This window comes from Lacihabitans sp. CCS-44 (genome assembly GCF_024343735.1).
Taxonomy (GTDB): Bacteria; Bacteroidota; Bacteroidia; order Cytophagales; family Spirosomataceae; genus Leadbetterella.
In genome coordinates, this window is the sequence record NZ_RJUE01000066.1 from 41,454 (window position 1) to 64,942 (window position 23,489).

The following is a 23,489-nucleotide window of genomic DNA, read 5'->3' on the forward strand; positions in this document are numbered from 1 at the left end:
AAAGAAAATAAGGAATTTACGAAATTGAATTTGGAAGAATTGAAGAAAAAGGAAAGGCCCTCAGCATTGCTTTTCAGGTGATAATAGGAATGGTAATTGTCATGGTTATAGTTGGCATTTATATCACTATTAAACAAGGCCCAGGGGTTTTTCTTTTTTTACCACTTGCATTTACTCCTATAATTACTACCAATTATATGAATTTGAAAAAAATACGACTAATGATAAAAGAAAAAGAACAAAGCCTTTAAATAAATTTTACGCCTTTTGATTCGTAGATTTCTTTCAAACTGGGTTGGATCTGAGCATCTGTAATTATATTCTTCACAAAAGAGATTTCCGCAAAGGGCAAATACTTGTCTTTTTCAAATTTTGAAGAGTCACATAAGAAATAGACCGTTTTTGCATTATTGGTCATGGCCAATGTCATTTCTGTCTCGTTTTCTGAGTTTGCACTTAGGCCATTTGCAATCGAAATTCCATCAACTCCCACAAAGGCTAAGTCAGCTTTGTATCTCAAAATATGTTCTACAGCTATTTTACCATGAGCCGCCTGTCTATCGGCATCTATTTCACCACCCGCAAAGTTCACATGCACTTCGGAGCCTAAAAGTTCATTTACAATTGGCAATGAATTGGTTACGATCCTTATTTTTTTATTCTTAATGTATTGACAAATCCTAAAAACCGTACTTCCACAGTCCAAAAACACAACATCGCCTTCTTGAATAAGGCTTGCGGCCTTTTTGCATATTTCGTCTTTGGCTTCTGTATTGACTTCTGCTTTTTGAGAAAACGCGACTTTGGTTAATCCAATCTTTACAGCCCCACCATGCGTACGAAGCAATAGATTTTCGTTGGCCAAAATGTTCAAATCTCGCCTAACAGTAATTTCAGAAATGCCCAATTCAAGTGCCAAATCTGGAACTTCCACTGAATCATTTGCGTCTAAAATCTCTAAAATTTTGTACTTCCTGAGTTGAAAATTCATATCATTTTGTATATTTGTTCAAAAATAATCAATAATAATCATAAATAATCAAAATGAATATAAAAAATATTAAAACCGAAGTACTTTCTGACAATTGGTACACATTAAGAAAAGTGACTTTTGAACATCAAATGAAATCTGGCGAATGGGTAACACAAAGCCGTGAAGCATATGACAGAGGCAACGGAGCGGTAATTCTTCTATATAATCCAGAACAAAAAACGGTGATTCTTACTAAACAATTCAGAATGCCAACCTACCTCAACGGCAATGCAGATGGCATGCTCATAGAGGCCTGTGCGGGATTACTGGACGCCGACAATCCTGAAGATTGCATAAAAAGAGAAACCGAAGAAGAAACTGGATTCAAGGTAACCGATGTAAAAAAAGTATTTGAAGTATATATGTCACCAGGTTCTGTGACTGAAATCCTCTACTTTTTTGTGGCTGAATATTCTAAAGATTTACAAGTAAATGATGGCGGCGGGGTAGATAACGAAAATATTGAGGTGTTAGAATTATATTTTCAGGAAGCCATGAAAATGATAAAAACTGGAGAAATTAAAGACGCCAAAACCATTATGCTTTTGCAATATGTTTTTATAGAAGGTTTGGTTTGCTAATTTGGCAATGTGCTAATTTGTTAATGTGCTAATGTAACAATTTTTCAATTTGATAATATGTTAATTGGGCGATTAAAGAATGTTTGGTTGAATGGAAGCATTTATGAAATAAATAAGCATACCACCTTGTAATCAAATGATAATAAAACACTTAATATAAAATATATTAAAGTATTAAGAACGTCAAAATGTTGAAACCAAAAACTACAGAATGAGTTTTTTGCTCTTCTCACTCTTTGCAATTCTAAAAAATACTTATATTATTTCCAAACCCAGAAATTGCTCGTATTTTTACTTTTATTCAAAAAATATCAATGAGCAAAAAAATAATATTTACAGAAAAAGCCCCAGCGGCTATTGGTCCTTACTCACAAGCCGTATTGGCAGGAAATACACTTTATGTTTCGGGGCAAATCGCTTTGGATTTGGCACCATTAGGCGACATAGAAGCTGAAACACAGCGAATCATGGAAAATCTAGGTCATATCTTGGCCGAAGCTGAAATGGATTATACCAACGTAGTAAAATCGAGTATTTTTCTAAAAAATATGGATGATTTCGCTATTGTAAATGAAGTTTATGGCAGTTTTTATCCAGAAAACCCTCCTGCCAGAGAAACCGTACAAGTGGCTAAACTGCCCAAAGATGTAAACGTGGAAATATCAGTTATTGCAGTAAAATAAAAAACCTCCCGATTGCTCAGGAGGCTATGTTTAAGGTCGAGATTGATCGTTCATTAAGGTTAAATAGCACGACAAAATTATGACAAATTCAAGAAAAAGTATAATTTTCGTTTAAAAAATTTCAAGAAATTTTACATCTATCTCATAATCAACCATTAAAAAATGAATAACAGAAGAGAATTTATCAAAATGAGCCTTGGTGCTGCTTCCATATTGGGTTTAGGAGGAATGACAGAAAGTGCGTTTGCTCATCACTCAAAAATAGAAAAGAACAATTTTAAGATGCTTTACGCACCACATTTTGGTATGTTTAAGCATTCTGCTGGCGATGATTTGTTCGATCAGCTTCAATTCATGGCCGACAACGGTTTTATGGCTTTAGAGGACAACGGAATGTTGGCGAGGCCGGTAGAAACCCAGAAAAAAATTGGAGAAACACTGACCAAATTAGGTATGAAAATGGGTGTTTTTGTGATTGATGGCGGGGAAAACTGGAAGATCTCTTTGGCCTCTGGAAAACCTGAATTCAAGGAAAATTTCTTAAAAACCTGTCGTGCATCTGTAGAAACAGCTAAGCGATGCAATGCCAAATACATGACTGTGGTACCAGGATTTTTTGAAAGAAAACTTCCAATTGGCATTCAAACCGCCAATGTAATAGACGCCTACCGCAGGGCTTGCGACATCTTTGAACCCCACGGCTTGGTGATGGTGATGGAACCCTTGAGCGATACGCCCGACTTGTTTTTACAGAATTCTGATCAAAGTTATTTGATATGTAAAGCAGTAAACAGTCCATCTTGCAAGATATTGTTTGACATGTGGCACATGCAACGCAACGAAGGCGAAATGACCAGAAACATGGATTTGGTTTGGGATGAAATCGGTTATTTCCAAATTGGTGACGAGCCGGGTAGAAAAGAACCTACTACTGGCGAAATAAACTATAATTTCCTTTTCAAACATATCCACGACAAAGCCAAAGCCAACAATCAGGAGTTTATAATGGGTATGGAACACGGCAACATGTTTCCGGGCAAAGAAGGTGAACAAAAACTTATAAAAGCCTATGTACAATCTGATAATTTCTAAGAAAAATACATTCATAGCAATTCTTGTAGTATGGGTATTAAGTTCCTGTACTACAAGTTTTTATATAGTCAGGCATGCAGAAAAATCTACTATTCCAAAGGAAGACCCTTTGTTAACCGAAGCGGGTAGTCAACGAGCAGAAAGGTTAAAAACAATTCTGGAGCATAAAGGAATAGAGAAAATTTATTCTACCAAAACCGTACGAACCACCACTACAGGAAAACCATTGGCAGATGCCCAAAAACTTGAAATAGAAATATATGAACCTAAGAATCAAACTGCTTTAATAGAAACCCTAAAAAAATCCAATCAAAATACTTTGGTAGTGGGTCATAGCAACACCATCAGACACATTATCAACGGATTGGCTGAGAAAGAATTTCTTAAAAAAGACCTAAAGGATTGGCTGAGAAAGAATTTCTTAAAAAAGACCTAAAGGATTGGCTGAGAAAGAATTTCTTAAAAAAGACCTAAAGGATAGTGAATATTCTAATTTGTATTTGGTCAAACGGGGGAAGTTTGGGAAGCCGAAGGTGAAGATGGAGCAATTCTGAGTAAACTGTTAGTATTGGAATTTTAGGATTTTTCTAAAGAAACTATCCTAATTGTTAAAGTCACATAAGTATTAATATTTAATTTGAAAGTGCAGCTTTAAGTCAAAAACGTAACCTTAAAATTTTGATGTTTTTGTTAACCATTTTTTTGCTCTAATTTTAAATAAAATTTCAAAGTATGATTCATCCCAGCGTACAAGTCTTTTTGCCGGAAATTCTCGAGCTTTTAAAAAAAAGCAAGGTGGAGAGTGCATTTTTGTTTGGTTCAGTTCTTACTAATAGTTTTGGCCCAGAAAGCGATATTGATTTCATCATTAATTTTAAGGAGCAATTAGACCCAATGGAGAAAGGTGAATTGTATTGGAATTTATATGATAATCTAAAAAATAAGCTTGACCGAGAGGTCGATATTATTTCTGAAAAGTCACTAAAAAATCCCTATTTTATTAAAGAGATTAATCATTCAAAATACAAAATTTATGGATGATAAAATTAAGAAATATCTTTTTGACATAAAGATTTCCATTGGTCGGATTGAGTCCTTTTTGGATACAAACCGTGACTTTGAAAGTTATGCCAAAGATATTTTATTGCAAAATGCAGTAGAAAGGAATTTAGAAATAATTGGTGAGGCGGTGAATAAAATACTGAAAATTGAACCCAATTTCCCATTAACAGATGCTAGAAAAATCGTAGATACAAGAAACAAAATAAGTCATGGTTATGATGAAATAGAACCTGAAAATATTTGGTTTATACTCATTCGTCATGTTCCGATTCTTAAAAAAGAAGTTGAGGATTTCCTGAAAAATAAATAAAACCAATTAAGAAGGGGAAATTTTTCTACCCACAAAACTTTAACTTACGCCGCATTTCAGACATTCGCCTTTGGTGATATTAAAAGTATAAGACAATTGAAGTTCTAATGATTATTTAAACCTCTCAAATCAGCATAGTTCAAAACGAAAAACTTTGATGAATTGAAGATATTTACATGGAAAAACGATATATATTTTACTTCGATTAAAGACTGAAATCCAAAATTTTTGGGGCATAAGTATATAAGTAAAAACCTTCTAGCATGATGCTAAGTGATATCTAATCAAAACAACAATTCTAAAAAATATGCTCTCCCATTCCCAAACTTACATCCTAAAAAACCACCAAGTGTCAACGCTAACCTACGCAGACACTTTTCGCTATGGTGTGGAGATAAGTTTGGGGCTTAAAAATGTTGATGTTCAGCCAATAAATATCGAAATTGACAACGCTCTTTTTGCTTTAAATAGCCAAAGTAAAAATCTGCCTGATGTTGCGGTAAGTCAGATTGAAGCTGATTTAGTGCTAACTTGTGGATGTGGTGCCATTAAAAACACACTTTGTGAACATCAAACTTTGGTTTTGCAAACGCTCATTTCTAAGCCAGACTTTAAGGCATTTTTTGACAAAAACCTTCGTCTTGAAAAAATAAAAAAAGCTGCTGAAGCCTACGGGATGGCCGAGGAAGAGGATTTGGAGAAATATTTCGGGCTCAAATATGCTGATAGACAGACTTATACAGTTCCACTTAACCCAGAGTTGATTCCTGTTGATGAAAAATCTACTTCTTTTTTAAAAAGTAAATTATTCGCAAAAAAAAACGACTCTTCTGAAACTGAAAAGATCGAAACAACACAGCAAATTTTGGTTTTTAGAAGAAATAAATTTCAGGAAACCTATTCGCTCGAACTTTACGATGCCACTTTAACAAAAAATGGCAAAATTAAGGCTCCTTTTAGCCAAATTGATCCATTAAATGAAGTTTGGAATCATGAAAAGGCTGAAGTGATTCGTTTTTTTACGGCATTAGCCAAAGTGCAGAAAAACACCGAATGGAATGATAATCAGGCGATTGATTCAATTGTTAAAAACCCACTTTCTCTTAATTTCTATGTTTCTGAAAACGATACAATTTCACCAAACAATCTGATTCCTGTTAAACTTGAAAATGCTTCCGTTGGGCTCAATATTAAAGTAAATTTGAAGGAGCCGTTTTATGAAGTAACCACAAGCGTAACTATCAATGAGCATATTTACGCATTGCAGGATCTGAAAATCAGATTCAATTGTTTCTTTCAAATTGGCGATAGATTGGTTTTTATTTCAGATGCTGAAATGTTGCCAATCATTAAATATTTCGCAGAAAAGCGAGCAATTATGCTCATTTATCCTTCGAAATTTGAGCTTTTCCGAAAAGAAATTCTCGATGCTATGTCTGACAAAGTGAGTATTGTGTATGCCTTTATTAAAAAGAAAAAAGAGGAGAAATTAATAGAATGGGAAAGTACTTATGAGGTAGAGAAACTCATTTATTTGACAGACGAAAAGAATTTTGTCAACATTACACCCGTAATGAAATACGGTCAATTGGAAGTGGCGGTGCATTCTAAAAAACAATTGATAGATGTTGACCCAAATGGAAACCACTTTTCTGTAGAGCGAGATGATACAGCGGAATTGAATTTCACCTCAATGATTTCAAGATTACATCCTGAGTTTTCTGGACAATTGGCCGACGGAAATTATTTCTATTTGCATAAACAGAAGTTTCTGGACGACAATTGGTTTCTAGATTTCTTTGAAATTATTAGAGAAAACAATGTAAAAGTTCTAGGATTTAATTCTTTGACAAATAACAAGTTAAGTCCATACAAAGCATCAGTCGAAATAAGTGTTGCCTCTGGAATTGATTGGTTTGATACTAAAGTGAAACTGAAATTTGGCAAAAAAGATGTTCCACTAAAAGTATTGCATAAGTCTCTCAGAAACAAATCCAAATTTATTGAATTAGACGATGGGACCTTAGGTTTGATTCCAGAAGAATGGATTAAAAAATTTAATAATTATTTCAAAGTAGGCAAGCTGGAAGGGGCATTGATTCGAACACCGAAATCAAGATTTCTGGATATTCTGGATTTATACGAAACGGAAGTTTTAAGCAAGGAAGCCTGGGCAGAAATAAGTTATCTAAAATCCAAATTCGAGCATTTCGATACAATCGAAGAAGTGGCGGTACCTGATGAATTGAATGCCACTTTACGTGATTACCAGAGGCATGGTCTCAATTGGTTGAATTTCCTTGACGGCTTTAATTTTGGAGCTTGTCTTGCCGACGACATGGGTTTAGGAAAAACGATACAAATCATTGCATTTCTTTTGATTCAAAAACAAAAACATCCAGAGCAACAAAGTTTGATTATTGTTCCAACTTCATTGATGTTCAATTGGTTGGATGAGTTTAGTCGATTCGCTCCGAGTTTAAAAATTGCCTCACATTATGGCAATACCAAATTGAATTCAAAAGAAGAAATACAAGGTTTTGATGTAGTTTTGACCACTTATGGTACTTTACTTTCTGATTTGCATTTTTTGAAAAACATCACCTTCAACTACATCATTTTGGATGAATCCCAAGCTATCAAAAATCCAGAATCTCAACGATACCGTGCGGCTAGAATGCTGGTCTCCAGAAATAAAATAGTTTTAACGGGTACGCCTATAGAAAACAACACTTACGATTTGTATGGGCAGTTATCCTTCGCTTGTCCAGATTTGTTGGGCAGCAAAAGCTATTTTAAAGACATTTATGCTGAACCCATAGATAAATTTAAAGAAAGTCGAAGGGCGGAAGAGTTACGCAAGAAAATCAGTCCTTTTATTCTTAGGAGAACTAAAAAACAGGTGATTGAAGAATTGCCTTCAAAAACAGAAATGTTGATTTACTGCGAAATGGGCTTGGACCAAAGGGCTATTTACGATAACCATGAGGCCGAACTTAGAGATTATTTGCAGCATAAAACCGAGGAGGAAATTAGCCCGATGCACGTATTGACAGGACTTACAAAACTTCGCCAAATATGTGATTCCCCCTCACTCCTACCCGATGACGAATATCCAAACGAAGTTTCTTCGAAGATAGATGTGCTTTTGGAACAGATTGAAGGTCAGATAGGCGAACACAAAATTCTGATTTTCTCTCAGTTTGTCGGCATGTTGGATTTGATTAAAAAATCGTTGGTTGCTCGTAATATTAATTTTGAATATCTGACAGGTCAAACCAAAAATAGAGCTGAAAAAGTCAAAAACTTTCAAGAAAACCCCGAAGTTAGGGTCTTTTTAATAAGCCTTAAAGCAGGTGGAGTTGGACTAAATCTCACCGAGGCTGACTATGTTTATTTAGTAGATCCGTGGTGGAATCCTGCCGTAGAAAACCAAGCCATTGACCGTGTTTATAGAATTGGTCAGAAAAACAAAGTGATAGCCGTAAGACTCATTTGCCCCAACACCATTGAGGAAAAAATGCTCAAACTCCAATCCTCCAAAAAAGATCTTGCCGGTAAACTTGTCAATACCGAAGCCGATATTTTCAAAGCTTTTAATAGGAAAGAGTTACTTGAGATTTTAGGAAAATAGACAGTTGATAAAGATAAGGGGTCTTATTTCAATTCATAAAAAACCTCAATTTACTTTTCCAAAAAGTGCTACACCTTTATAACTATCTGCACCAGACTCACCTACTATAAAATTACCGTTTATATCTATAGTACATGAAATTCCAAGACCATCGAAATTTGTAATAGTTCCAGGATCATTTTTTTTACTTACGAGTCTCCAAGTCTCCCCGTATCTTCTAAAAACACTAAATGAGCCATTGTTTGTAAACCCTCCTTCATCGTCTTGGTTAGCACCCACAATTGCGTAATCTCCTGAAATACCCACAGAGAAACCAAAATAATCATTACTTGCCGCGGCGGGATTGGTAAGTTTAACTTGCACTTGCCAAATCCCAGTACTGTTATTCCTTTTATAAATTGTAGCCGAACCAGACCATAGAAAACCACCTTCAACATCGGTATATGCTCCTACAATTGCATAATCTCCAGAAATAGAAACTGAGAAGCCAAATGAGTCATCGCTTGCAGCGTTTGGATTACTCAGTTTACCTTGCGATTCCCATATACCAGTACTACTGTTTCTTTTAAAAATAGTTGCAGTACCACAATTCGTTAATCCTGCCTCATCATCTAGATAAGCACCGACGATAGCGTAATCTCCAGAAATAGCGACCGAATATCCAAATCGATCACCTAATACTGGCCCTAGATTGATCAGTTTTCCTTGTGACTCCCAAATATTTGAAATATTATTTCTTTTAAAAACGGTGGCGGAACCATTATCATTAAAGTCTCCTTCATCGTCGTAGGGAGCACCTACTATCGCATAATCACCGGAAATAGCAACTGAATTACCAAAGTTATCCGAATTTGCCAAAACTGAATTAGTCAATTTACCTTGAGATTCCCATACTCCCGATGTTCCATTTCTTTTAAAAATAGTTGCAGAGCCACAATCAATAAATCCACCCTCATCATCCAATTCTGCACCTACGATAGCATAATTTCCAGAAATAGCAACAGACCTACCAAAAAAAACAGAACTTGCAGTGCCTGGATTGCTTAATTTTCCTTGAGACTCCCAAGTACCTGTATTACTGTTTCTTTTAAAAATAGTTGCAGACCCCACATTTAGTAATGCTAGTTCATCATCTTGGTAGGCTCCCACAATTGCATATTCTCCTGAAATGGCCACCGAAACACCAAAGCTATCATAGGACTGACCATCTAGGTTACCTACAGGTTGATAAGCTACAAATGCAGAATTATCGCAGCCCCAACTTCCAAAACCTTCAGCTTCAGCGGGAGTAGAGGTGGCAATGGCCAAGTTTACCCAGTTACTGCCATTGTAATACCAGTTAGTAGCCGTTCCCTGATTATAAACCATCATTCCGTGTTGGGGAGAAGGTATTGCGGTAGTTATAGCTGCTATACTGACGTAACTTGGTAATCTTAAACTCTTTGAGTCAATTTCAGTAGCCTGCTGGGCATACACTTGAATCGTAGATAAAATAAATAAAATTACAATTATTCTCATTTGATACTTCTTTAGGAGTTTTAGATAAACCAATTACAATTTCCAAAATTATCGTGCTTTCCAAAGATATTCCCCAAAAAACAATCATATTTTTTATTTTAAGGCTGAGCACAATTATTTACAGCTCAATACTTTGCAGAAGTATGCAAAATATGATTTGCTCATTTTTTGAATACTTAGAGGAATGCTCAGTTGTCATAGGACTTCAAAAGGAACTATATATAGAATTGCAAAGATGCAGTTTATCAAAAATTAATAAAAGAAATATCTTTTATGAAAAGAAAGCCAAGTAAAAAATGCAGAAACAAAAGCCGCCAGTTTGCTGTATTTCTTACGTGTTTTCTCTAAAAATTAAACTTTATAAGGCAAATTCATTCAAAAAATGGCACACCAACCGGGGCATACTTCCGCATGGCCTCCTCGTTTATTTCCACACCAATTCCTGGTTTTTCCGAAACCGTAATTTGTCCATTTTTAATCATTGATGGGTCGTAGTTCACGATTTCTTTGAACATCGGATCTTTGTGAAAATATATCTGCCATTCCAAAATCATGAAGTTTGGCACTGACGCACAGACATGAGCAGAGGCCATCGCACCCAAATACGACGCCACCATGTGAGGTGCAAACGGCACGTAATACAAATTGGCCAAATTGGCAATTCTTTGTCCTTCGCCCAATCCACCCGCCTTTTGCAAATCGGGCATGACGATATCCACCGCCCCTGATTCCAACAAAGGCCTGAAACCGTAAGCCAAATAATGATTTTCGCCGGCACAAATAGGCGTAGAGGTCGAATTTGTTATTTTCTTATAGGCATCGGCATTTTCGGCAGGAATGGGTTCTTCTAACCACATAAGGTTGAGGGGTTCCAACATTTTGGCGATTTTTTCACCGGTAATGGCATCATATCGACCGTGCATGTCGGCACAAATATCTACGTTCGGCCCAACCGCGGCTCTGGCTGCCGCCATTTGGTCGTACATCCTTTGCAGCTCCGCCTGACTGGCCGTCCAATTGTATTTATCATATTTGTTGGGGTCATTGGCTTGGTCAAGGTCAAACTTAACCGCATTGAAACCCATTTTCACAGCTTCAAGTGCCGATTCTGCAAAATCTGCGGGCTTCGGAAGTCTGTTTTGGTATAGAGCGGTGTCCATATATAATCTTATGGTATCTCTGAATTTTCCGCCCAAAAGCTGATATACCGGCACACCAAGAGCTTTCCCTGCCAAATCCCAAAGTGCGGTCTCAACGGCAGACAATACCGCAACATACATACCAGATTGAGCTCCTTCAAAAAAGCCAGACTTTCGTATCTCCTCAAAAAGCCTATGCACATTCAGCGGACTTTTGCCCTTGATTCTCTGGCCAAACATTTTCACCAAATGGTAGGTGCCGGGTGTGGCATCTACGCCTTCGCCATGGCCAACTATATCTTGATTGGTATATATTTTTACGAAAAGGCTGTGGCCATTTCTGATATATCCGCATTTGATATCCGTTATTTTCAGATCAGATGGAGCCGAATTTTTGGGAGCCTTGTCTACGGACACTTCATACTCTCGACCAAAATTTAAAAGTGGTGTGGCTGCTAATGCAGAGGTTAAAGCAGCTTTGGAAAGGAAATTTCTTCTTGATGACATTTTAATATTTTTATAGGTTGAATAAATGAGTTTTTGAGAGCTTAGACTGCTAAAACCTACCAAGTTCTACCTTTCAGCATTTCTTGGATTTGTTCCATAGGAACAGGTAATTTGGCTTTGTTATCGTTAAGCCACTTCGAAAAATCCTTTTCGATTTCGTCTGACCAACGGGTATCTATCTGGCCAGGTGTATACTTTTGCTCTCTAAGTCGTTGATGACCAAACATATCACGTAACCTTACAATTTCAGATACCTTTACACACTCCTCTACCAAATGCGGCGGAATAAAAAGCACTCCACCATCTCTACCAAAAACTATGTCACCGGGCATTACAGTAGCGTTTCCTATTCTGGTTGGTGTATTTATACCAATCAGCGTAGTGTTTAGAGAAGTGGCCGCGTTGTTGAGGTGGTGTGAAGGGTGGTAAGACTTAAAAAACGAAGTAAAACCACCAATTTCCTTCAATCCGTTTATGTCTCGCACTGCTCCGTTGTACACAATTCCATTTCCAGTTTTGGTATAAATGGAGTTACCAAGATTGTCGCCAATTGTGGGGCCGTCTTCGTAGGCATCAAACTGATCAACGACGTAAACGTCTCCTTTTACCAATAAATCTATTGGCCACGAATTTTGTGATTTCACACGACCCTCTTTTTCATGACCTTTATCGTCAATGGCCGTTTGAATATCAGGCCTACCCGGGGTAAAAGTTGCGGTTACTGCTCGCCCTACCAGAACCGAATCTGGGTTTATGGTTTGCCAGTTACCTTCATATTGGTGTTTGTAATTTTTATTCCGAAGTACCGCCCACACTTCCTCCAAAGTAGATTTTTTTAATCTAACTAAAAGAGCATCAGGAACTTTTGGCCTACCGTCTGGAAAACGCTCACCTTTCCATTCTCGGGTGAGGTGTAACAAATATTCTTTGGAAATTTGTTGAGAATAACTCGCAAAAGAACCCAAAGAAATCAAACAAATTAAAATTATTTTTTGTATCATTTTTTTTAAATTTAACATTAATCTTTAGTTTTTTTTGAACCCCACCAACTGGCCAAAAGCGACCCAGAAATATTCATCATTGGACCAAAAATGGCAGAAGCCAAACCTACCGTTGCTAGTTTACCCATTTCGTTGGCCAATGCTGACGCCAAGCCACCGTTTTGCATGCCTACTTCCAAGGCAATTGCCCTTGCGTCTTTTTCTTTGAGTTTTAAAAGTTTGGCAGCAAAATAACCCAATAAATAACCGCCAATATTGTGAATAAAAACCGCCAAAAGTAATAAAACACCTACCGTTTCAAGTGATTTTTGACCACTCGCTGTAACTATCGTGATGATAAACCCGATACCCACCATCGAAAAATAAGGAAGTATGTTCTTGATTTTGGCCATGAGTTCCGGCAGAAATTTATTGAGTAATACACCCAAAACCACAGGAAGAATTACAATTTTTGTCATATCCCAGACCATACTTAAAAATTCGATTTCTATCAGTTCACCCCCTAAGGTCTTCATTAATAATGGCGTAAGAATTGGGGCCAGAAGTGTAGCCAAAGTTGTGATGCATATAGACAAAGCAACGTTTGCCTTTGCCAACATAGCCATCACGTTTGAAGCCAATCCACTTGGACTACAGCCAATTAGTACAACCCCAGCGGCTATTTCTGCAGGAAAATCGAACAGCTTTGTTAATCCAAAACCTAGCAATGGCATAATCATAAACTGAGCTACAAGGCCGATAATGACAAGTTTGGGAGTCTTTATGATGGCCACAAAATCTTCGGTTGTAATGGTGGAACCCATACCCAGCATAATAACCTGCAAAATTGGAATGATGAACTTACTGAATTTAACCCCATTAATTTCAATAAAATAATTTGGGAAGTTAAAGGCTACTATCACTATCAGAATGATTGATAGAGGATATGCATATTTTTTCATTTAAGGTATTTTTAGAATAAATATAAAGTAAAAAAGACAAACTGTTGTATGATTTGCCTCATCAGATCCCCTTTAGCTCCAAGTACGATCCCAACTATCGACTTTGTCCCACTCAGTGGTAGGAGCGAAATAAAGTTCGCCTGAGGCCAAGTGTTCTTTTGCTACTTTTTCGTTCATATCAATGCCCAATCCCGGTGTATCGGGTACTTTTACAAAACCATCTTTGTAGATCGGTTTGTCAATGCCCGTCACTAAATCTTCCCACCAAGGCACGTCAAAACTATGATGCTCAAGAGCCACGAAGTTTTCAGTAGCAGCTGCACAGTGAATATTTGCCATAAAACACACCGGAGTACCAGCAAAATGCATGGCCATAGGTATTCCACGTTCCTCGGCATAGTCACCAATTTTTTTGGTTTCTATCAAACCACCCGAACTCGCCAAATCAGGCTGAATCATGTCTACAGCTTTGTTATCAATGAGTTTGACAAATTCTTCTTTCAGATAGATATCTTCGCCGGTCAAAGTTGGTGTGTCTATGGCATCTGAAATTTGCTTCCACTGGTCGGTGTAAAACCACGGCACCATGTCTTCAAGCCAAGCGAGTTGGAATTTTTCAAGTGCCTTACCCAATCTGATGGCCGTATTTACTCCAAAATGGCCGAAATGGTCTGCAGCCAAGGGAATATCGTAACCCACCACCTTGCGGGTTTCATCCACAAAATTGGCCATAATTTCTATGCCTTTGTTGGTTATTTGAATACCCGTAAATGGATGTTTGGTCATAGAATATCCACGGGCATTACCCTTCTGTGGCCCAGCAGTGCCCCATTGTCTGGTGTAGTCCATGTTCTGACCGCCAATTACAGTACCCGGATGATTTTTGAGTAGCTCGACCCCAAAGTCCATTTTCAAAAAAGTAAGTCCGAGCTTTTTCCGCTCGTTCATTTTTTGAGCAAATGCTATTGGATCGGGTAAAGTTGGGGTGTCCCCATAGATGCGGATGTGGTCACGATATTTGCCTCCGAGCATTTGATAAGCAGGCACGCCATAGGCTTTTCCCGCCAAATCCATCAGGGCCATTTCAACCCCACAAACACCACCTGCGGCTCGGCCATGGTTGCCAAATTGTTTGATTTCTTTGAAAATCATTTCAGGTGTACATGGATTTTTACCCAACAAACGGCTTTTTAAAAATAGGCCGTATTTGGCACTTGCCCCATCACGAATCTCGCCATACCCAGAAATACCCTGGTTGGTGTCGATTCTGATAATGGGGCATGTCATGGGTGCCTTTGTAATTACCGCAATTCTAACATCGGTAATTTTCAAGTCGGATGGATTACTTGAGCGATTTACTTTTTGGGTTAAAAATTCTATTTCTTTCGAAGGGTTTCCGTCAAACATCATTCCGAGCGATAGTCCGCCTAGGGCTGATTTTCTGATAAAATCCCTTCTATTATCTCCTTTGCTTTCAGTATTTTGTTGAATCGGACTCAGACTTTCGGTTTCTTTTGGACCGCTAGGAATTTCACCGTTAAACTTAAATCTGTCTAAAAAATTCTTTTTCATGTTCTTTATAGTTTTGGTTGAATAAAATGATAGCGGTTACCAATTTCGGTCTTTCATAAACTTATCCAGTTCGGCTCTGGTCATGGGCAAGAGTTTTGGATTGTCGTTTATCCATTTCAAAAAATCGTCTTTAATTTCTCTAGACCATGCCTGATCTATTTGGCCCGGTGTATATTTGCCTTCTTTCAGTCTTTGTATGCCGAACTTATCTCTTAGTGCAATAAACTCTGAGTTGATGATGACTTTTTCGGCCAAATGTGCTGGAATAAATATCACACCTTCTCTTTTACCCAATACCAAGTCGCCGGGAAAGACACTTACTCTTCCAATTCTTATTGGGCAATTGATGCAGGTCATAATCATTTCTTTGATATATGATGGGTCGGCACCACGAATAAATCCTACAAATCCGTCAATATTCTCCAGACCTTCGAGGTCTCTAATAGCACCATCGAATACCACTCCTGTTTTAGATTTGGCATAAATGGAATTTCCAAGGTTATCACCAATGAGCGTTCCGTCCACAATTTTGCCGTAACCATCGGCCACGTAAACGTCGCCATTTTGTAATAAATCTATCGGCCAAGAGTTTGGAGATCCTAGCCTGCCTTCTGCTTTTCCTTTTTCTTTGATGGGATTATCCAAATCGGGCCTTGAGGGCATATATTGTGTGGTTACTACCCTGCCAGCCAGTACTTTGTCGGGATGAATGATCTGCCAGCCACCTTCAAACTGATTATTGTAGCCTTCGTTTTTCATAGTCCCCCAGGCTTCTTCAATAGAAATACTGGCCAGTCTTTTCACCAAATCGTCTGATACTTTTGGGCGACCATCGGAGAATCTATCGCCTTTGTATTGTGAAGTAAAAATTAACATTTGGTCTTTAGACCATTGAATGTTTTGACCAAACAAGGTATAGGAGCATAAAAAAAAACTCCAAAAACTAATTTTGAAAAGTAATTTCATACTAAAATTTTATAAGGTTGAATAAATGATGGGCTCAGAACACTGCTCCTAAAAAACGAATCTCTTTGGCAGGTTTACCAAAGAGATTCAAAAAAACTAATTCTTATTTGTCCCACCAAACTTTGGTGTCAAGGTCGTCGGCACCTTGGCGGCCAATGGCTTCTTTTACATTTACACTGTTTACCGATATTTCAGAATTCGGATAAGTGAGTCTATTGATAAAATTACCCTTGATACCTTTCCCCGGAAATGGATTAGGTGTCAAGACAGGAAATCCACTTCTTCTGAAATTAGCAAATGCCTCTGGGCCGTTCAAAAACGAAGAAACCCAGTATTGTGTATTTATTTGTTCCAAAGCCTTAGCAGCATCAAAAGTATTGGCCACAAAATAGGCATCAATATCGGCAGGTGCTACAGCCGAATTGGCATCGTAAGTTGCCAGTTGTTCCATGTGAGCCTTTACACCATTTTTAAACAATGTCTCTACGGATCCAGTTGTCCAACCTCTTTGTACCGCCTCCGCTAACAAAAGTTGCGTTTGAGAGTACGTTACCAAAAACATCGGAGCGGTTGTTTTTACCATTCTCGTTCTATCTACTTGCGAAAAATCATAAAAACTCGCCAAACTAAGGTCTTTTACCGGACCTGAAATTGTACTGTTGTCATAACCGAACGGCATACCAATTTGTACACTAGGATCAGTACTGGCTTTTGCAGCTACCATGTCTACGCCAGATTTGGCTCCCACATAACGCACAGCTATGGACTTCAACCTAGGGTCTTTGGTGTTCTTTAGATAATTGGCAAAAGGTGCTGCTATGAAAACGTTGGCTGCCTCAGTAGCGTTTAAAGTAATTCCTATACCATTTGTATAATTGGCATCATGCCTTACTAAGGCGTTGTCGGCATTTGAAGTCATTAGTCCACCACTTACAGCTTTTGCTACTATTTGTGCGGCTTGTGTAGGATCAATTTTGCTTAACCTCATTCCAGCTCTCAAAAGAAGTGAGTTTCCAAACTTCTTCCATTTGGCCACATCACCTCCATAAAGAACATCAGCCGCCTCTATGGTTTTGGAAGCATCAAGTGCCGCTGAGGCCTCGGTTAATTCTTTAATAATGCCGGCATATATTGCTTGCTGTGACTCATATTTTGGCAAAACTATTTGATCTGAATACCCTTTTCCGGCTTCTGAATAAGGAACATCTCCGTAAGAATCTGTCAAAATCATGAAAGCGTAGGATTGCAAAATCCTAGCCATGTTGTACAAATTGCTTCTAGCAGGCAAATCTTTGGTTGCCAACAGCACATCTTTGGTGTTTCTCACAACGTTTCGGTAGTATCTTTGCCAGTTTACAACGGTGTTGTCTCTACTGTCTTGGTTAAAGTTTGCACCTGTTAAAACCCCAGAGTTTGGAGAAACCATCTGTTGTACAATTCCAACTTCATAAAATACCGTTGAGGCCGGAAAAGAGGAATTAACAGTGGCATTGTTCAATATAAATACTGGATTCAAGGCTGTAGCGGCAGTTTTATTGATGTTCAACTCATCAAAACCCTTGTCGCAAGAGGCAAAGCTGAAGGCTATCAAAGTGAAAACGAAAGACCATTTTTTTCTAAATATATTTCTCATAATATTTTCTTTTTATGTTTTAAAAAAATCAGTTTGGGATTAGAATTTAACATTTAAATTGAATCCTAAACTTCTGGTGGTTGGTAAACCTGTTGACTCCATACCTACCAAGTTGTCTGATGAATATCCGAATGATTCTGGATCTATGTTGTCTATCCATTTTTTCAACATCAGCACATTATTGGCAACAAAACTGATTTTAGCACCTTGTATAGGGGTGTTTTTTGGAATAAACTTAGAAATATCGTATCCAGCCGTAATCTGACGTAATTTCCAATAGCCTCCATTAAAAATAACCGGCTCAATCAAAGCACGAGAACGAACTACTGACCAATAATCTTGAACATTGGCTTTCACAGCATTTACCTCGCCTTTTTCGTTAACGCCCACTGCCGTAATACCATTTGTTGAACGCCCCTCCAAGGTCATTTTATGTAAGCCATGACGAACGGCGTTGAAGTTGGTACCCGAAAGAACAGTATTGCCCAGTTTGAAATCTATCAAAGCAGAAACACTGAACCCCTTGTAGTTGAAACTGTTGTTGATACCGCCAACCCACTTTGGCAATGCCGAACCGAAAGAAATAAGATCAGTGGTAGGAATCGGAATACCATTGGAACCAAGAATCATTTGCCCTTTATCGTTTCTTTTGAAACCAAACCCGTAGATTTGGCCCATTTCCTGACCAACAACCTGACGAAGCTCTCCATTAAAAACGTGCGTTCCGACCGTAATTCTTTCCCCTTCTGTGCTGGTTTTCAAGCTCAAAACCTTGGTGATGTTATAAGAACCGTTTAAATTAACCTCCCATTGAAAATCTTTGGTTTTTACTGGCACCAAAGTTAACAAAGCCTCTACGCCATTGTTTCTGCTGCTACCACTGTTTATCAATGTGGTGATAAATCCCGACGCATCAGAAATCTGAGCCGACACGATTTGGTCATCTGTGATCTTACGATACACCGCCATATCCAAAGACACTCTGTTGTTCAAAGTTTTCAGTTCTAAACCTATTTCTGACTCGGCAGTACGCATTGGTATCAAGTTAGCATTTGGCACAACTGTACCCAAAGACCCACCAACTGGTTGAGGAATTCCGGCTGGATTATTAAATAAGTTTGAATTTACACCATAAAATAAATTATTGGCATAAGGCCCAACATCGGTGTCACTACCCACTTCTGCATAAGCAACCCTAAGTTTTCCAAAATTCAACCAGTTTGGCATATTTTCAAAAGCCTGCGAGAATACAAAACTGCCAGATAGTGAAGGATATAAAATACTTCTATTGGCCTTTGAAAGTGTTGAAAACCAATCATTTCTGGCTGTAATATTTAAATACAAAAAGTTTTTATAAGAAAATTCACTCGCTCCATAGACTGAATTTACTGCTCTTTCTGAAAGACCATAAATTGGGTCTTTAACTCTTGAATTCATTGCTGTATAAAGTCCACGAACAACAAAATCCTGTGCCAATACAGAATTAAGGTCCGATCGACGATACATTTGATTGCCCCCCACATTAAAGTCAATACCGAAATCACCAAAAGTTCGTGTACCTGATAATAAAACGTCCACATTGGTTTCTCTAAATCTACGAGACTCTTGTGTGTAAGTACCGTTTACAAAACCTGCTGGTGCAAGTGCTAATGAAGCGTGGCCAGTTGGGAAATTGTTAAAATCTTGATCACGTGACCAAAAATCCTGACCTACACGGCCTTGCAAAAACAACCAAGGCAAGAGGTTATATTTGGCAGAAATATTTCCAAAAACTCTGTCTCTACGGATGTTCTGAAACTGCTCGGCCAGTACCCAGTAAGGGTTGGTACGGTTTCTAAATCTCGAGTACACGTATTCATCTCCAGCTGCATTGTATTTCTTTTCATCCAACAATTCTAAAGGCATAGAGTTGGCCATGTTGTAAATTGACGTTGGAATCGAGTTGTCCTGGTTCGCAATGTTCGGTGGGTTTTTGTTGTATTCGTTTGAATAGTTGATATTCCCAGCAAAACTCAATTTTTTAGACAAATCATAACTGTAGCCCAAATTGATGGTCTTTCTGTTAAAACTATTGTTGGGTACTATTCCTTTGCTATCCATGTTCGAAAACGAAAGGTTCATTCCTCCTTTATCTCCACCGGTAGATAAACTCACAGTGTTTGTTAAATTTTGCCCATTTCTAAAAAACTTACTGATTCTGTCATACTGAGGCTCGTAAGGCACTGTTACACCGTCAAATAATACTTGGGTCATACCTAGGGCAAATTTCTCTCCAAAAGACCATTGACCAGAAGTTGGATTGGCAGAAGTCGGTCTAAGGCCATTTTCGCCCTGTCCATATTCATATTGATAATCGGTAAAGTCAAGAGGCGTTTCGTTGGTGTAGTTCATGTTGTAAGTTACCCCAATTCCTTTACCAGCACCACGGGTTTTTGTAGTTATCATTATTACACCGTCTTTGGCTCTTGAGCCATAAAGTGCTGCCGCAGTAGCTCCTTTAAGTACCGTCATGCTTTCTATGTCGTCGGGATTAATAGACGAAAGTCCATCACCACCATCTGATGTATTTCCACCGCCTCTAACACCTATAGAGTTATCAGCCGCCGCATTTCCTGGGTTTGTACCAAAGTTAGTGTTGTCTATTGGCACACCGTTTACCACTATAAGAGGGTTATTTTGACCCGAAATAGACGATTGACCACGTATACGGATTTTGGAAGTACCAGCAGGGCCAGTTCCTAAACCCGAAATGTTTACACCGGCTATTTTTCCTTGAAGCGTGTTCATGAAATTTGGCGAGCGGTTTTCAGTAATAGCAGCGGCATTGACAGTGGTGGTAGCATAACCAAGTTTTTTTGCGTCTTTTTTGATACCCAGGGCCGTTACAACCACCTCCTCAAGGCTGGAAACATCTTCATCCAAACTCACGTCAACGATAGTTTGACTGCCCACTTTCACTTCTTTGGTACTAAAACCAATATAACTAAAAACCAAAGTAGCTCCAGAGCTAGCATTGACAGAATAATTTCCGTCAGCGTTGGAAGACGTACCCGCATTAGTTCCTTTCACTTGTACAGAAACTCCTGGAAGCGATGAACCGTCTCGGCCGCCAGTTACCTTGCCCGAAATTTTCTGAGCCATTGCGAGCGAGGACAGGAGTACTCCCACCGCCATAAGCAGAATAAAATGTAGTGTTTTTTTCATAAAAAAAGGTTAATTAAATTGAATAAAGGACAGGTTAAAAAAGTATCAGTTTTTTACCATTAGCAAATGTCCTGTAAACTTTCGTGATAAACTTCCAAATCTCTTCACTGGTGATTATTATAATAATAAATGTATTTTTTTGCACTATTTTTACATAAAATCAAGCTTTGAGTCCAAAATATTTTTTTTTAAATCAGTAAATGAATCTCTTTTCTCTAATAAAAGGTAAATCACAAGAAATCTCACCTTGGCCGCACATACTGGAGTTTTCGAAGATGAAAATTCAGTCTGTAAAGGCCGATTCTTTTTTGATGGAAGAAAATCAAGGCATCCGGTTTGTGTTTGTGATAGACGGCAAATATTATTGGACCATAGAAAATCAAACTTTTACGGTTTTCCCGAATGACCTGGTGGTGGTTTTTCCTGGGCAAACTTTCGGAAGTCTTTCTGGCTCGTTTGAGGTTGGCACTTTCGTTTCATTAAGCCTTGGTGTTGGTTTTCAGGACAACTCCGAACTCAGACTTGGCGATTGGAGCAGTATTTCGGATTCTGAACAAAGGTTAATCAGTCAAATTTTATCTCAAAAAGACCAGTCGATAATTCCGAGCTTCAAACTTTGTGGAGAATTGCTACAGAAGATTGAACATGAAATGTTTGCAAACGAAATAGCCTACAAAAGCAAGGTAAATAACCTTCTGGATGAGATATGGATATGGTTGGCTCGCCAAATGAGCAAAAACGAAAACCAAGGAAGGATATTTCCGCAGACGTTTCATAGATTGGACCAAATGCTCAGAGAAAACCTTTCACATCCGTGGACGGTAGAAGAAATGGCAGCTATTATGGGCTTAGGCACCACAACCTTTACTGAAAAAGTAAAGGCGTTTTCGGGATTTCCACCTCTCAATTATCTCATAAATTTAAGGATTTCGGAAGCTATAAGGTTGTTAAAAAACTCTAATAAAAGCCTTACAGACATAGCTTTAGATACCGGATTTTATTCTTCGCAACACTTTTCCACTACTTTTAAAAAACTCACAGGATATACTCCTGGACATTTTAGAAAAAACAAATAATTACGAAAGAAAATGGATTGTATCATAACTATAGACATAAATACCTCGGCTGTTAAAATTGCTGCATACAACCTTGACGGAAAACTCGTGGCCTTTAGGAAGGGTTCATTCTCGATACTCTATCCGCAGGCCGACTATAGCGAACAAGACCCCGAACAGGTATTCATAACGGTGCTTTTTGTTTTGAAGGATCTCATAAGAGAGCAAATATTAGGACAAAACCACAAGGTTTTATCTATCGTTTTCAGTGCTGCCATGCACAGCGTATTGCCCATCGACAGCCGCGGAAATCCGCTAGGAAATGCAATAATTTGGGCGGATAATAGAGCAAAAAAAGAAGCCGACATGATAAAGAAATCTGCGAATGGGGTAAAGATTTACGAGAACACCGGCACACCTATACACGCCATGTCGCCATTGGCCAAAATCGCTTGGATAAAAACCGCCCAACCCGAACGCTTCAAGAAAACCAGCAAGTTCATATCTATCAAAGAATATATTATATATCAATTTACAAATCAGTACGTTATAGATTATAGCATGGCTTCAGCTACAGGCCTTTTCAACATCAAAGAGAAGAAATGGGAGCAGGATTCGTTGGATATTTCAGGACTAAAAACAATGCAGTTTTCTGACCACGCCTCTGTATTTAACACGGATCTTAAAATAAAACCAGGGCTGGCAAAATCACTTCAATTGCCCAAAAACACCAAAATAATTTTAGGAAGCACAGATGGATGTCTTGCAACACTTGGGTCGGGAGTGTTTGGAGAAGGCCAAGCCACCATATCGATAAGCCATACGGGTGCTGTGAGAGTGGCAGGTCAAAAAATAATAAAAGACAATGAGAATAGGTTTTTCAACTACGTACTTGACGAAGAAACCTATATTTCTGGCGGGCCAACCAACAACGCAGGGGTTGTATTGGAGTGGTTTGCGAGTAATTTCAGAAACCACCCCGTTATAGTCGACTTTGAAGACGCAGTAGAGGATTTGTTCAAAGAAGCCACTTTAGTAAAATCAGGTTCGAACGGACTACTGTTTTTGCCCTATTTATTAGGCGAAAGAGCTCCAATTTGGAACTCCAACGCCCGAGGTTGTTATTTTGGAATAAATATCAAACATCAACCAAAACACTTTTTGCGTGCCACCATTGAGGGTATTATTCTTGAAATATACAGCATTGGCAAAATTTTAGAGAAATATCGCAAAATTGACAAGCTATATTTGACTGGAAAATACGCAGCCTTGCCCATTTGTGCTGGCATAATAGCCGACGTATTTGGCAAAAAAGTAATCGTATCAGACGAGGCAGAAAACGTAAACAAAGGAGCGGCCTTGCTCGGAATGATAGATGCTGGGATTTTTAAAAACTTAGAGGAAGCCGCCAAAAGTATCGCCATGAAAAATGTTTTTGAACCTGTAGCCGAAAACAACGATACCTACCAAAAACTGTTTGACATATTTCAAAGGCTAACGTACAAACTGTCTGAAGAGTTTGAGCTGATTGAGAAATTGCAGTAAGGTATCTATTAAA

18 protein-coding genes are annotated in these 23,489 nt (G+C 38.3%); 9 read left to right on the top strand and 9 right to left on the bottom strand.

Features of this window, described 5'->3' with window-relative positions; translation table 11 throughout:
* Positions 1–247: 247 nt before the first annotated feature.
* Entirely contained in the window at positions 248–991 is a 744-nt protein-coding gene (locus EGI26_RS20165) for a DeoR/GlpR family DNA-binding transcription regulator (protein ID WP_255080879.1), read from the bottom strand.
* A gap of 53 nt (positions 992–1,044) precedes the next feature.
* On the opposite strand from EGI26_RS20165, the gene nudK reads away from it, so the two are divergent.
* From nudK to EGI26_RS20200, 7 genes are all read left to right on the top strand, one after another.
* A complete protein-coding gene (gene nudK, locus EGI26_RS20170) occupies positions 1,045–1,614 on the top strand; it encodes a GDP-mannose pyrophosphatase NudK (protein ID WP_255080880.1) in 570 nt (189 codons plus the stop codon).
* A gap of 314 nt (positions 1,615–1,928) precedes the next feature.
* Positions 1,929–2,297 (top strand): Rid family detoxifying hydrolase, encoded by a 369-nt coding sequence (locus tag EGI26_RS20175; protein WP_255080881.1) that lies wholly within the window; start codon positions 1,929–1,931, stop codon positions 2,295–2,297.
* Between the two features lie 162 nt (positions 2,298–2,459).
* Positions 2,460–3,389, top strand: coding sequence for a hydroxypyruvate isomerase family protein (locus EGI26_RS20180; protein ID WP_255080882.1), 930 nt, complete (start codon positions 2,460–2,462; stop codon positions 3,387–3,389).
* A complete protein-coding gene (locus EGI26_RS20185) occupies positions 3,367–3,825 on the top strand; it encodes a histidine phosphatase family protein (protein ID WP_255080883.1) in 459 nt (152 codons plus the stop codon). Before EGI26_RS20180 ends, EGI26_RS20185 begins: the two co-directional genes overlap by 23 nt.
* 296 nt (positions 3,826–4,121) lie before the next feature.
* Entirely contained in the window at positions 4,122–4,430 is a 309-nt protein-coding gene (locus tag EGI26_RS20190; protein WP_255080884.1) for a nucleotidyltransferase family protein, read from the top strand.
* Positions 4,423–4,761, top strand: a complete 339-nt coding sequence (locus tag EGI26_RS20195; protein ID WP_255080885.1) for a DUF86 domain-containing protein — start codon at positions 4,423–4,425, stop codon at positions 4,759–4,761. The genes EGI26_RS20190 and EGI26_RS20195 overlap by 8 nt, the downstream gene beginning before the upstream one ends.
* Before the next feature lie 307 nt (positions 4,762–5,068).
* Positions 5,069–8,395 (top strand): DEAD/DEAH box helicase, encoded by a 3,327-nt coding sequence (locus EGI26_RS20200; RefSeq protein WP_255080886.1) that lies wholly within the window; start codon positions 5,069–5,071, stop codon positions 8,393–8,395.
* A gap of 45 nt (positions 8,396–8,440) precedes the next feature.
* Here the strand turns inward: EGI26_RS20200 and EGI26_RS20205 are convergent, their stop codons facing one another.
* The 8 genes from EGI26_RS20205 to EGI26_RS20240 form a co-directional block, all read right to left on the bottom strand.
* The gene (locus EGI26_RS20205; protein WP_255080887.1) at positions 8,441–9,913 is read right to left on the bottom strand and encodes an FG-GAP repeat protein; all 1,473 of its coding nucleotides are present in this window, start codon (positions 9,911–9,913) and stop codon (positions 8,441–8,443) included.
* Positions 9,914–10,284: 371 nt separating this feature from the next.
* On the bottom strand, positions 10,285–11,559 hold the full coding sequence (locus EGI26_RS20210; protein ID WP_255080888.1) for a mandelate racemase/muconate lactonizing enzyme family protein: 1,275 nt from the start codon (positions 11,557–11,559) through the stop codon (positions 10,285–10,287).
* A gap of 56 nt (positions 11,560–11,615) precedes the next feature.
* Complete coding sequence (locus EGI26_RS20215; RefSeq protein ID WP_255080889.1) at positions 11,616–12,560, bottom strand: RraA family protein; 945 nt, start codon at positions 12,558–12,560, stop codon at positions 11,616–11,618.
* Positions 12,561–12,577: 17 nt separating this feature from the next.
* Entirely contained in the window at positions 12,578–13,501 is a 924-nt protein-coding gene (locus EGI26_RS20220; protein ID WP_255080890.1) for a bile acid:sodium symporter family protein, read from the bottom strand.
* 72 nt (positions 13,502–13,573) lie between these two features.
* A complete protein-coding gene (locus EGI26_RS20225; RefSeq protein ID WP_255080891.1) occupies positions 13,574–15,073 on the bottom strand; it encodes a mandelate racemase/muconate lactonizing enzyme family protein in 1,500 nt (499 codons plus the stop codon).
* Between the two features lie 36 nt (positions 15,074–15,109).
* On the bottom strand, positions 15,110–16,039 hold the full coding sequence (locus EGI26_RS20230; RefSeq protein WP_255080892.1) for an RraA family protein: 930 nt from the start codon (positions 16,037–16,039) through the stop codon (positions 15,110–15,112).
* Between the two features lie 103 nt (positions 16,040–16,142).
* Positions 16,143–17,672 (bottom strand): SusD/RagB family nutrient-binding outer membrane lipoprotein, encoded by a 1,530-nt coding sequence (locus tag EGI26_RS20235; RefSeq protein WP_255080893.1) that lies wholly within the window; start codon positions 17,670–17,672, stop codon positions 16,143–16,145.
* A 39-nt stretch (positions 17,673–17,711) separates the two neighbouring features.
* Entirely contained in the window at positions 17,712–20,876 is a 3,165-nt protein-coding gene (locus EGI26_RS20240) for a SusC/RagA family TonB-linked outer membrane protein (protein ID WP_255080894.1), read from the bottom strand.
* A 200-nt stretch (positions 20,877–21,076) separates the two neighbouring features.
* Between EGI26_RS20240 and EGI26_RS20245 the strand changes: the two genes are divergently transcribed.
* Both EGI26_RS20245 and EGI26_RS20250 read left to right on the top strand, forming a co-directional pair.
* Positions 21,077–21,952 (top strand): AraC family transcriptional regulator, encoded by an 876-nt coding sequence (locus EGI26_RS20245; RefSeq protein WP_255080895.1) that lies wholly within the window; start codon positions 21,077–21,079, stop codon positions 21,950–21,952.
* A gap of 12 nt (positions 21,953–21,964) precedes the next feature.
* Positions 21,965–23,476, top strand: coding sequence for a gluconokinase (locus tag EGI26_RS20250; RefSeq protein ID WP_255080896.1), 1,512 nt, complete (start codon positions 21,965–21,967; stop codon positions 23,474–23,476).
* Positions 23,477–23,489: the final 13 nt, after the last annotated feature.

Bases quoted from the DNA above. Each gene is read 5' to 3' on its own strand.
- EGI26_RS20165 (WP_255080879.1), bottom strand. From the start codon at position 991: ATGAATTTTCAACTCAGGAAGTACAAAATTTTAGAGATTTTAGACGCA.
- nudK (WP_255080880.1), top strand. From the start codon at position 1,045: ATGAATATAAAAAATATTAAAACCGAAGTACTTTCTGACAATTGGTAC.
- EGI26_RS20175 (WP_255080881.1), top strand. From the start codon at position 1,929: ATGAGCAAAAAAATAATATTTACAGAAAAAGCCCCAGCGGCTATTGGT.
- EGI26_RS20180 (WP_255080882.1), top strand. From the start codon at position 2,460: ATGAATAACAGAAGAGAATTTATCAAAATGAGCCTTGGTGCTGCTTCC.
- EGI26_RS20185 (WP_255080883.1), top strand. From the start codon at position 3,367: ATGTACAATCTGATAATTTCTAAGAAAAATACATTCATAGCAATTCTT.
- EGI26_RS20190 (WP_255080884.1), top strand. From the start codon at position 4,122: ATGATTCATCCCAGCGTACAAGTCTTTTTGCCGGAAATTCTCGAGCTT.
- EGI26_RS20195 (WP_255080885.1), top strand. From the start codon at position 4,423: ATGGATGATAAAATTAAGAAATATCTTTTTGACATAAAGATTTCCATT.
- EGI26_RS20200 (WP_255080886.1), top strand. From the start codon at position 5,069: ATGCTCTCCCATTCCCAAACTTACATCCTAAAAAACCACCAAGTGTCA.
- EGI26_RS20205 (WP_255080887.1), bottom strand. From the start codon at position 9,913: ATGAGAATAATTGTAATTTTATTTATTTTATCTACGATTCAAGTGTAT.
- EGI26_RS20210 (WP_255080888.1), bottom strand. From the start codon at position 11,559: ATGTCATCAAGAAGAAATTTCCTTTCCAAAGCTGCTTTAACCTCTGCA.
- EGI26_RS20215 (WP_255080889.1), bottom strand. From the start codon at position 12,560: ATGATACAAAAAATAATTTTAATTTGTTTGATTTCTTTGGGTTCTTTT.
- EGI26_RS20220 (WP_255080890.1), bottom strand. From the start codon at position 13,501: ATGAAAAAATATGCATATCCTCTATCAATCATTCTGATAGTGATAGTA.
- EGI26_RS20225 (WP_255080891.1), bottom strand. From the start codon at position 15,073: ATGAAAAAGAATTTTTTAGACAGATTTAAGTTTAACGGTGAAATTCCT.
- EGI26_RS20230 (WP_255080892.1), bottom strand. From the start codon at position 16,039: ATGAAATTACTTTTCAAAATTAGTTTTTGGAGTTTTTTTTTATGCTCC.
- EGI26_RS20235 (WP_255080893.1), bottom strand. From the start codon at position 17,672: ATGAGAAATATATTTAGAAAAAAATGGTCTTTCGTTTTCACTTTGATA.
- EGI26_RS20240 (WP_255080894.1), bottom strand. From the start codon at position 20,876: ATGAAAAAAACACTACATTTTATTCTGCTTATGGCGGTGGGAGTACTC.
- EGI26_RS20245 (WP_255080895.1), top strand. From the start codon at position 21,077: ATGAATCTCTTTTCTCTAATAAAAGGTAAATCACAAGAAATCTCACCT.
- EGI26_RS20250 (WP_255080896.1), top strand. From the start codon at position 21,965: ATGGATTGTATCATAACTATAGACATAAATACCTCGGCTGTTAAAATT.